A 10918-nucleotide genomic window follows, 5' to 3' on the forward strand; every position below is an offset into this window, starting at 1 on the left:
GGACGGCGGATCGCTCCCGCTCCTCCGCCGTCCCCGCGGCCTTCCCCTCCAGCACCGCGCCGGTCCGCCTCACCAGGTCGGCCACGAGTCCCGCGCGCCAGGTGGACCAGGCCGCGGGCCCGGTGGCCAGGGCGTCGGCCTCGGTGAGCGCGTGCAGCAGCTCCAGCGTCCCGGTGTCGCCGACGGCGTCGGCCACGGTGCGTACGGTGGCCGGATCGTCCAGGTCGCGCCGGGTGGCGGTCTCGGCCAGCAGCAGGTGGTGGCGGACGGCGGCGGCCAGGACCGCGGTGTCCGCGGCGTCGAAGCCCATCCGGGCGGCCAGGTCGCGTACGACCGCCTCGCCCGCGACGCTGTGGTCGCCGGGTCGGCCCTTGCCGATGTCGTGCAGCAGCGCGGCGACCAGCAGCAGGTCGGGACGGCGCACTCGGCGGACGTGCGCACCGGCCCGTACGGCGGTCTCGATCAGATGGCGGTCGACGGTCCAGCGGTGCACGGGGTTGCGCTGCGGCCGGCAGCGCACCCGCTCCCACTCGGGTAGCCAGGCGGTGACCAGGCCCTCCGCGTCCAGTGCCTCCCACACTCCGACGGCGGCCTCGCCCGCTCCCAGGAGGGTGACGAACTCCTCGCGAGCCTCGGTCGGCCAGGGCACCGGGAGGGGCGGCGCCGCGGCGGCCAGCCTCCGCAGGGCGGGGCGTGACGGAGGCAGCCCGGCCTGGGCCGCGGCCGCGGCGGCACGCAGGGGTAGTACGGGGTCGCGCTCGGGGCGCGCGGTCCGGGCGAGCACCACCTCGCCGTCCTGCACGACGACACCCTCGGCCAGCGGGGTGCGCGCGGCGGACCGCCTGGCGCGCCGCAGTCCCGGACGGCGGGCGCGCAGCACCCGGTCGACCTCGCGCCAGGTGACGTCGCAGGCGTAGGAGAGCACCCGGGCCGCCTCGTAGACGCGGCGCAGCAGCGCGTCCGCGTCCTCCAGCTCCAGGGCGTCGGCGACCTGGTCCTGGTCCTGGAGGACGAGCCGGTCGGTGGCACGGCCGGTGGTCAGGTGGAGGGCGTCGCGTACGTCGAGGAGGGTGCGGTGTGCCTCCGCCAGTCCCTCGCGGGGCGCGTCGGCCAGCCAGGAGGCGGCCACCGCGCGCAGGGCGGTGGCGTCCCGCAGGCCACCGCGGGCCTCCTTCAGGTCGGGTTCGAGGAGGAAGCGCAGTTCGCCGTGGCGGCGGGCGCGTTCCCGGGTCGCCTCGCGCAGCTCGGGCAGCAGCCGGTGGGCGCCGGCGCGCCAGCGGGCGAGCATCCGGGTGCGCAGTGCGGCGGTGAGTTCCGGGTCCCCGGCGATGTGCCGGGCGTCGAGCAGCCCGAGCCGCACCCTGAGGTCCTCGGCCGCGGCCCGCTCGGCCTCGCCCGGGGTGCGTACCGAGTGGTCCAGGGCGATCCCGAGGTCCCACACCGGGTACCAGAGACGGTCGGCGAGGGCGGCGACCTCGCGTGTGCCGCGGCCGCTGTGCAGCAGCAGCAGGTCCAGATCGCTGCGCGGGGAGAGTTCCCCGCGGCCGTAGCCGCCGACGGCCACGAGCGCGACCCCCTCGCCCGCGTCGCCCAGCAGCGAGGCGAGCCAGCCGTCGGTGAGGTCGGACAGGGCCTGGCGGCGCGGCGGCCCGGACCGCGCTCCTTCACCGAGGAGGCGCAGCCGGGCCGCCGCGTAGTTGCCGGGGCTTCCGGATGCCGAGGTCACGCGGTCTCCCGCTCCGGCCGGCTCACAGCGCGTCCGGGCCGCGCTCGCCGGTGCGGACGCGCACCGCCGTCTCGACGGGAACGCTCCAGACCTTGCCGTCGCCGATCTTGCCGGTCCGGGCGGCCTTGACCACCACGTCGAGGAGCTGCTCGGCGTCCTCGTCCTCGACCAGGACCTCCACACGGACCTTGGGGACCAGGTCGACGGTGTACTCGGCGCCGCGGTAGACCTCGGTGTGGCCGCGCTGCCGACCGTACCCGCTGGCCTCGGTGACGGTCAGTCCCTGCACTCCGAACGCCTGCAGGGCGTCCTTGACCTCGTCGAGCCGGTGCGGCTTGATGACTGCGGTGATGAGCTTCACGCGTCCACCTTCTTGTCGGTCCGCTTCGCGGACGGCGAGGCCGTCGCGCTGTCGTTGTGACCGCCCACAGCGCCGCGGGACGCGGGCGAGCCGCCCACCGCGCTGAAGTCGTACGCGGTCTCGGCGTGGTACGCCTGGTCCAGTCCGGCGGTCTCGTCGTCCTCGCTCGCCCGGAAGCCGATGACCACGTCGACCAGCTTGGCCAGGATCCAGGAGACCACGAAGGAGAAGGCCATCACCGAGAAGGCCCCGACGGCCTGCTTGCCGAGCTGGGTGAGGCCGCCCACTCCGTCCGTGGCCAGGACTCCGACCAGCAGGGTGCCGATGACGCCACCGACGAGGTGGACTCCGACGACGTCCAGGGAGTCGTCGTAGCCGAGCCGGTACTTCAGGCTGACGGCCCAGGAGCAGACCAGGCCGGCCACCAGGCCGATGACGATCGCGCCCACGGCGTTCACGTGCGCGCCGGCGGGGGTGATGGCCACCAGGCCGGCGATGGCTCCGGAGGCGGCGCCCAGGGTGGTGAAGGCGCCGTGCCGGATCCGCTCGTACAGCAGCCAGCCCAGGATCGCGGCGGCGGTGGCGACCTGCGTGTTCAGGGCCATGGTGGCGGCGGTGCCGTTCGCACCCAGCGCGGAGCCGGCGTTGAAACCGAACCAGCCGAACCACAGCAGGGCGGCGCCCAGGACCACCAGCGGGAGGCTGTGGGGCCGCATGGGCTCCCGCTTGAAACCGATGCGCTTGCCGACCACCAGGACGGCCGCCAGGGCGCCGACCCCGGCGTTGATGTGGACGGCGGTGCCGCCCGCGAAGTCGATGACCTCCAGTTCGAACAGCCAGCCGCCCTCGGCCCACACCCAGTGCGCGACGGGGAAGTAGACGACCGTGGCCCACAGGGTGATGAACAACGCCCAGGCGCTGAACTTCACCCGGTCGGCCAGGGCGCCGCTCATGAGGGCGGGCGTCAGGACGGCGAACATGAGCTGGAAGAGCACGAAGGCGAGGACGGGGATGCCCTCGTCGCCGCCGGTCAGCGTCTCGACGCCGATGCCGCTCAGACCGATGTGCTCAAGGCTGCCGATCAGGCCGCCGGTGTCGGTACCGAAGGCGAGCGAGTAGCCGTACAGGACCCAGAGGACGCTCACGATGCCCAGGGAGATGAAGGACATCATGAGCATGTTCAGTGCACTCTTGACCCGGACCATGCCGCCGTAGAAAAGGGCCAGGCCGGGCGTCATCAACATGACCAGCGCCGCGCTGATCAGTACGAAAGCGGTATCCGCGCCGTTCAATGTGGGCGTCTCCTCGCGTACGCGACCCGTGGGGGCGGATCTGGGGGGTCAGGATGAGCCACAGATTTCCGGAGCCCCGTTTCCGCCGATGCGGCGCGGTGTTTCGCGGCCGTGACGAAGGTGCGCCCTCTGTTACGTCCGGGTGAACACGCCCGCGGGCCGGAGCCGCGCCGCCCGCGGGTCCGTTCAGCCCGCGCGGTCCTCGCGCCCGGCCGGTGGGGGGCGGCCCTGTCGGCACGGTCGTATGACAACCCGGAGGCCGTACGGCTGGCGGCCGGGAAGGAACGGCGGGAGGGCGGACGGGCGGCGGGCGGCCCGGGGCGGGCGACCCGGACCCGCGGGCGGACCCGTTCAGCCCGCGAGGGCGGCCCCGCTCTCGGGCAGCTCGTCGGCGAGCCGCTCGGTGAGCCGGACGACCTCCGCGATGTCCCCGAACTCGCGGGCCGCCGTGGCCGCGGTCTTGCGGATGCGGTTGTCTACCCGCTCGGAACGGAGGCGCTTCGCCACTCCCAGCGCCCGGCCGGCCATCTCGGCGCACTGCTCGGGTTCGCGCTGCAGCAGGTGGACGGTGGCCATGCCGACGAGGTTGAGCGCGTAGGAGCGCTGGTGGCCGCCGCCGCCGCCGCCGCACTCACGGCCGAACAGGTCCACGGCCCGCCGCATCGCCGGCTGCGCGAGCGAGAGGTAGGCCGGGCTGCGGCCCGCCACATAGGCGAGGTCACGGTAGGAGTGAGCGTTCTCGGCATTCAGTTCGGCCTCGGAGAAGAAGCCGATCCAGTCCGGATCGGCGTCCCCGGGGGCGGCCTCGGCGAAGGTCTCCTCGGCCATCCGCACCGCCCGGTGGCACTTGTCGGGCCGGCCCATGTTGGCGTACGCGCGCGCCTCGACGGCGTGGAGCATCGCCTGGGTCCGGGGCGTGGCGTCCTCCCGGCCGCCGTACTGCGCGAGGTGGACCAGCTCCAGCGCGTCCTCGGGCCGGCCCAGATGGATCATCTGGCGGCCCATGCCGGACAGCACGTACGAGCCCAGCGGCCGGTCGCCGGCCTCCTTGGCCGCGTGCAGGGCGAGGACGAAGTACTTCTGCGCGATCGGCTGGAGTCCGACGTCGTAGCTCATCCAGCCGGCCAGCTCCGCCAGCTCGGCCGTGACACGGAACAGCCGCCGCCGCGCCGGCTCGGCGTGGTGCTCCTGAAGGAGGTCGGTGACCTCGTGGAGCTGGCCGACGACGGCCTTGCGCCGCAGCCCGCCCCCGCACTGGGCGTCCCACCGGCGGAACATCACGATCGTCTGCTCCAGCAGTTCCAGCTCCGGGTCCGACAGCCGGTGGTCGCCCGGTGCGCTGTTGCTCCGGACCGGGACCGGCCCCGACGAAGCGCCGGGGAAGCGCTCACCGGGGGCCGGGGTGGCCGGGGCGGGCGCCAGCCAGCGCTGCATCGGCTCGATCAGCGCGGGGCCCGCGGCCACGCCCAGGGAGTTGCCGAGGAAGCCCCGGCGGGCCAGCATCAGGTCGCTGCGCGAGAACTCGCTGATCATCGCCACGGTCTGCGGCCCCGTCCAGGGCAGGTCCACGCCGCCGTCGGAGGCCGTCTGGCGGACGGTGCGTAATCCCAGGTCCTCGACGGCGACCACGCAGCCGAAGCGCTCGGAGAACAGTTCGGAGAGGATCCGCGGGATCGGTTCGCGGGGCTGCTCGCCGTCCAGCCAGCGGCGCACCCGGGAGGTGTCGGTGCTGATGTGGTACGCGCCCATCCGGCGTGCCCGGCGGTTCACCTGCCGGGCCAGCTCGCCCTTGGACCAGCCGCTGCGCGCGAACCACGAGGCGAGCTGTCCGTTCGGGCGCTTCCCGGCGGTGCCGACTCCGCCGCCTCTGCCGCTGCCGTTGTCGCCCACTGGAACGCCCCCATTCGGCCCGTACGCGCCCTGCCTCGGATGCTCTCACGGCATACCTGTGGGATAGGCGCACGCCGGACGTCTTCCGTTGCCTCTGCATCGCCGTGTGAACCGAAAGTAATCCTACGATCACCGATTCAGCGAGTGAAATTGCAAAACCGCCACCATTCGCCACCCCTTCGAGTGAACCCAAGCAGCACTCCGCGCGGTTCACTTGTATCAGGATGGCCACAACCGGTTGAAGCGATGCACACCGGGGGCGCACGAAGACCGGCGCACCCCTCATACAGATCCCGTCGCCTCGCTTCGAACCGGACCATCCCGCGTCGCTCTGTGCGACGGTTTCGTAACCAAGAGCGCGCGGGACCCGTTGGAGGGGGCATGGGCTTCACAATCGGCAGCATCCGCGAGATCCGGGAGCTCCGGGAGTTGCGGTCCGGCACCCGGCGCCACCGCCGCGCCCCGATGTGCACCGCGGTGGCCGAGTACACCGGTCTGTGGGGCTGGGACGTGGTCCCGGGGGCGCGTGCCACACGCGTCGGCGACCGGATCGAGTGCTCCTGCGGCACCCCCGGATGCCCCTCCCCCGGCGCCCATCCCCTGGACGAGTCGCTGCTGGTGCCGGCCGGCTCGACGCTGGACGAGGCCGCCGCGGCCTGGGACCGGGCCCCGGGTGCGTCCCTGCTGCTGCCAGTGGGCCGCGCCTTCGACGTCATCGAGGTGTCCGAGCCCGCCGGGCGCCGTGCGCTGGCCCGGCTGGAGCGGATGGGGCTGCCGCTCGGGCCGGTCGCCGTCGCCCCGCACGGCCGCGCCTGGTTCTTCGTGGCCACCGGCGCCGCCGCCGGTCTTCCCCGTCTGCTGTACCGGACGGGCTGGGACGACGCCGTACTGGACCTTCGCGGTCTCGGCCCGGGCGACCATGTCACCGCTCCGCCCTCCGACCTGGGCGGGCTCGGGCCGGTCCGATGGCTGCGGCCGCCCACCCTGGAAGGGGCCGGCCGTCCTCCGCAGGCCAGGCTGCTGCTGGGCACCCTGGCATACGTCTGCCACCGCGAGCTGCCCGGCTCCTGACCGCGGCGGGGCCCGCGGGCCCCGCCGCGACCTCGGCCGTGCGGCGGGGCGTCCGATGTCCTTCGCGGCCCGTCGGTTTCGTCAGTCGCTGATCAGGGCGTCGACGAACGCCTCCGGCTCGAACGGCGCGAGGTCGTCCGCCCCCTCGCCCAGGCCCACGAGCTTGACCGGGACGTTCAGCTCGCGCTGGACGGCGATGACGATGCCGCCCTTGGCCGTGCCGTCGAGCTTGGTGAGCACGATTCCGGTGATGTCCACGACCTCGGCGAAGACCCGGGCCTGGATCAGCCCGTTCTGGCCGGTGGTGGCGTCCAGGACGAGCAGGACCTCGTCGACCGGACCGTGCTTCTCCACCACCCGCTTGACCTTGCCCAGCTCGTCCATCAGGCCGGTCTTGGTGTGCAGCCGTCCCGCGGTGTCGACGAGCACCACGTCCGCGTTCTCACCGATGCCCTCCTTGACCGCGTCGAAGGCGACCGACGCCGGGTCGCCGCCCTCGGGGCCGCGTACGGTGCGGGCGCCGACACGCTCGCCCCAGGTCTGGAGCTGGTCGGCGGCGGCGGCGCGGAAGGTGTCGGCGGCGCCCAGCACGACCGACCTGCCGTCGGCCACCAGGACGCGGGCGAGTTTGCCGGTGGTGGTGGTCTTGCCGGTGCCGTTGACTCCGACGACCAGCACCACGCCCGGCCGCACCACGCCCTCGGAGGACACACCACCCTCGGTGTGGACGGTGCGGTCCAGGTCGGTGCCGATCAGGGCCAGCAGCTCCTCACGCAGCAGCGCGCGCAGCTCGGTGGGGGTACGGGCGCCCAGCACCCTGACCCGCTCGCGCAGCCGCTCGACCAGCTCCTGAGTGGGGGCGACGCCGACATCGGCGGTGAGCAGGGTGTCCTCGATCTCCTCCCAGGTGTCCTCGTCGAGGTGGTCGCGGGAGAGCAGGGTGAGCAGACCGCGTCCCAGGGTGTTCTGGGACCGCGACAGTCGCTCGCGCAGTCGCACCAGGCGTCCGGCGGTGGGAGCGGGCACCTCGATCTCGGGGGCTTCCGGCCGCGGGGGCGCGGCAGCCTCCGCGTCCGTCGCCCCGGCCGGGGGCCGCGGCAGCTCGACCTCTTCGATGGTGCGGCGTTCCTCCGCGCGGGGAGGCCCAGCCTCCTCACCGACCTGCGGTTCGGTCGGAGGCGCGGTGATGGTCGGGGGTGGGGCGGAGCGGTCCAGCCGTGGCGTCTTCTTCCTGCGGACGCCGGTGACCACCAGTCCGCCGATCGCCACGACGGCGACCACGGCGATGACGACAACGAGAATGAGGATGTCCATGGTTCCCTAAAGAGTTACCTGCGCCACGGGCAGGGCCTGCCCGCCGCAGAGCCGTTCGGGCCGAGCGAGAAGCTCCTTCGGAGCCGGAGTCACAACGCGTTCCAGTATCGGTCAAGGACGCGGACGAGCGCCGTTCCGGCCCGTGGGGCGGGCCGGAACGGCGCTCGTCGCCGCGCGGGCGGGGCGGGTCAGCCCATCTCCTCCAGCGTCCTGCCCTTGGTCTCCGGCACGAACTTGAGGACGAACGGGATCGAGAGCACGGCGAAGGCCGTGTAGATGACGTACGCGCCCGAGAGGTTCCAGTCCGACAGGCTCGGGAAGGTGACGGTGATCAGCCAGTTCGCCACCCACTGGGCGCCGGCGGCGACGCCGAGGGCGGCGGCGCGGACGCGGCCCGGGAACATCTCTCCGAGCATCACCCAGACCACCACGCCCCAGGAGAGGGCGAAGAAGAGCACGAAGGCGTGGGCGGCGGCCAGGGCGACGGCGCCCTGGGTGTCGGGCAGGGAGATGTCCTCGCCCGTGCCGCTCTTGTAGGAGAAGGCCCAGGCCGCCGCGGCGAGCGAGAGCGCCATGCCGGCGGAGCCGGTCAGGGCCAGCGGCTTGCGGCCGATCCGGTCCACCAGGAGCATCGCGATCACCGTACCGACGATGTTGATGATCGAGGTGGTGAAGGAGTAGAAGAACGAGCTGCCGGGGTCGATGCCGACCGACTGCCACAGCGAGGCGCTGTAGTAGAAGATCACATTGATGCCGACCAGCTGCTGGAACAGCGACAAGCCGATGCCCACCCAGACGATCGGCAGCAGGCCGAAGCGTCCGCCCATCAGGTCGCGCAGGTTCGGCCTGCCCTCACGGCGCATGCCCGCCTCCATCTCGGCGACGCGGATGTCCAGGTCGGTCCCCTCCGGCTCGACCTCCTTGAGGACGGCCTTGGCCTCGTCCGTGCGCCCCAGGGCGACGAGGTGGCGCGGGGACTCGGGTATGCGCAGGGCCAGCAGCCCGTAGAGCAGGGCGGGGACGATCTCGATGCCGAGCATGAGCTGCCACGCCTCGAGGCCCAGCAGCTGCCCGCGCTGGTCGCCGTCGGCGAGGTTGAGCACACCCCAGTTGACCAGCTGCGAGACGGCGATGCCCAGCACGATGGCGCCCTGCTGGAAGGAGGCGAGCCGGCCGCGGTATCCGGCCGGAGCGACCTCCGCGATGTAGGCGGGGGCGATCACGGAGGCCATGCCGATGGCGACACCGCCCAGGGTCCGCCAGAAGGCCAGGTCCCACAGGGTGAAGGGGAGCATGGAGCCGATGGCGCTGAGGGCGAAGAGCGCCGCGGCGATCTGCATCACCCGGATACGGCCGAGCCGGTCGGCGAGCCGGCCCGCGACGGCGGCCCCGATCGCGGCGCCGATCAGGGCCGCGGCGATGACCTGTGCCAGCAGGCCGGGGCCGACGTCGAATCTGCCGCGGATGCCGACGACCGCACCGTTGATCACGGAACTGTCGTATCCGAAGAGGAAGCCTCCCATCGCCGCCGCGACGGCGATGAAGACGACGTGCCTGAGGTGCCGGTGGCGTACGGCCGGGGTGCCCGGGCCGTCCGTTCCCACCCGTTCGGTGCTGGTCACGGTGTGTACTCCTGCGATCCCCGGCGGCGCCGGGTGGGGTGCCAAGTGGTTGCCGCCTTTTACCCGGCACACACAACTGCATGCCGCCGCTTGAAGGCACAACCGACCATACAGAGACCATTCGTTCAATAATTGAAGTCAATAGATGAGAGAGGCCCGAGACGGATCCAACAGATAACGTTTTCCGTTCGGGAAGCGAAGCAAGAGCGAAGACACTGAACTCGTTCCGCCCCGCCTGCCCTGCCCCGTGCCACCCTGGTGGGATCTCAGCGGAGCCGCTGGCTGATGACCTTGGACACCCCGTCGCCCTGCATCGAGACGCCGTAGAGGGCGTCGGCGACCTCCATGGTCCGCTTCTGATGGGTGATCACGATGAGCTGCGAACTCTCCTGGAGCTCCCTCATGATCCCGATCAGCCGCTGGAGGTTGGTGTCGTCCAGCGCCGCCTCGACCTCGTCCATGACGTAGAACGGGCTGGGCCGGGCCTTGAAGATCGACACCAGCAGCGCCACTGCTGTCAGCGAGCGTTCGCCTCCCGACAGCAGTGACAGCCGCTTGACCTTCTTCCCCGGCGGCCGGGCCTCGACGTCCAGGCCCGTGGTGAGCATGTTCTCCGGGTCGGTGAGGACCAGCCGCCCCTCGCCGCCGGGGAACAGCCGTGAGAAGACGCCCTCGAACTCGCGGGCCGTGTCGCGGTACGCCTCGGTGAAGACCCGCTCGACCCGCTCGTCCACCTCCCTGACCACCTGCAGCAGGTCCCCGCGGGTCTTCTTCAGGTCCTCCAGCTGCTCGCTGAGGAAGCGGTGCCGCTCCTCCAGCGCCGCGAACTCCTCCAGCGCCAGCGGGTTCACCTTGCCCAGCTGCCGGTGCGCCCGCTCGGCCGTCTGTAGCCGCTTCTCCTGCTCGGCACGGACGAAGGGGACCGGGCGGTTGCGCGGGTGGCCGGGGTCATCCGGCAGTTGCTCCCCCTCGGCGGGAGGCGACGGCGGCACCGGCCGGCCGGGGCCGTACTCGCGGACCAGCACGGCCGGCTCCACGCCCAGCTCCTCCAGGGACCGGGTCTCCAACTGCTCGATCCGCAGCCGCTTCTCGGCACCCAGCACCTCGCCGCGGTGTACGGAGTCGGTGAGCTTGTCCAGCTCCTCCTTCAGCTGCCGGCCCCGGTCCCGCTCGGCGGACAGTTCGCGCTCCCCCTCGGCCTTGGCGCCCCGGGCGGCCTCTCGCTCCTCCCCCGCCCGCGCCAGCGACACCTCCACATGAGCCAGTAGCTGCCGGGCACCGGAGGCGACCGCCGAGGCCACCTCCCGCTCGTGCCGCAGCCGGGCGCGCCGGCGCTCCGCACGCGCCCGCGCCTCCCGCTCGGCACGCGCCGCCCGGTCCAGGGAGTCCGCCCGCCCGGCGAGCCCCTTGACCCTTTCCTCATGGGTGCGCACCCGGAGACGTGCCTCCATCTCCGTCTGGCGGGCGTTGGCGCCGTCGGCCGCCAGCCGATCGCGCACCGAGGTGTCCGGCTCCTCCTCCCCCGGCTGCTCCTCGGCCGCCGCCAGCCGTCCGGCCAGCACCTCGGCCTCCTCACGGGCCCGCGCCAGCGCCTCCTCGGCCCTGGCCACGGCCGCGGCCGCGCGCCCGGCCTCCCCCGCCG

Annotated in this window: 8 protein-coding genes; 1 reads left to right on the plus strand and 7 read right to left on the minus strand. The window is 72.9% G+C overall.

Features of this window, described 5'->3' with window-relative positions; all coding sequences use genetic code 11:
* The 4 genes from LJ221_RS21005 to LJ221_RS21020 all read right to left on the minus strand — a co-directional run.
* Window positions 1-1726 (minus strand): [protein-PII] uridylyltransferase (locus LJ221_RS21005; protein ID WP_241718291.1); only part of this gene is annotated, 1726 nt, incomplete at its 3' end.
* A gap of 22 nt (window positions 1727-1748) precedes the next feature.
* Window positions 1749-2087 (minus strand): P-II family nitrogen regulator, encoded by a 339-nt coding sequence (locus LJ221_RS21010; RefSeq protein WP_093662123.1) that lies wholly within the window; start codon window positions 2085-2087, stop codon window positions 1749-1751.
* Entirely contained in the window at window positions 2084-3379 is a 1296-nt protein-coding gene (locus tag LJ221_RS21015; RefSeq protein ID WP_241718292.1) for an ammonium transporter, read from the minus strand. The genes LJ221_RS21010 and LJ221_RS21015 overlap by 4 nt, the downstream gene beginning before the upstream one ends.
* A gap of 351 nt (window positions 3380-3730) precedes the next feature.
* Window positions 3731-5269: a hypothetical protein gene (locus tag LJ221_RS21020; protein ID WP_241718293.1), complete on the minus strand. Its 1539-nt coding sequence runs from the start codon at window positions 5267-5269 to the stop codon at window positions 3731-3733.
* Between the two features lie 381 nt (window positions 5270-5650).
* On the opposite strand from LJ221_RS21020, the gene LJ221_RS21025 reads away from it, so the two are divergent.
* Window positions 5651-6340, plus strand: a complete 690-nt coding sequence (locus LJ221_RS21025; RefSeq protein ID WP_241718294.1) for a bifunctional DNA primase/polymerase — start codon at window positions 5651-5653, stop codon at window positions 6338-6340.
* Window positions 6341-6421: 81 nt separating this feature from the next.
* On the opposite strand, the gene ftsY is transcribed toward LJ221_RS21025, so the two are convergent.
* The 3 genes from ftsY to LJ221_RS21040 form a co-directional block, all read right to left on the minus strand.
* A complete protein-coding gene (gene ftsY / locus LJ221_RS21030; RefSeq protein ID WP_241718295.1) occupies window positions 6422-7654 on the minus strand; it encodes a signal recognition particle-docking protein FtsY in 1233 nt (410 codons plus the stop codon).
* Between the two features lie 188 nt (window positions 7655-7842).
* The gene (locus LJ221_RS21035; RefSeq protein ID WP_374228524.1) at window positions 7843-9276 is read right to left on the minus strand and encodes a sugar porter family MFS transporter; all 1434 of its coding nucleotides are present in this window, start codon (window positions 9274-9276) and stop codon (window positions 7843-7845) included.
* Between the two features lie 266 nt (window positions 9277-9542).
* A partial coding sequence (locus LJ221_RS21040) for an AAA family ATPase (RefSeq protein WP_241718296.1) occupies window positions 9543-10918 on the minus strand: 1376 nt, incomplete at its 5' end.

Source organism: Streptomyces sp. CNQ085, assembly GCF_022614595.1.
Taxonomy (GTDB): Bacteria; Actinomycetota; Actinomycetes; order Streptomycetales; family Streptomycetaceae; genus Streptomyces.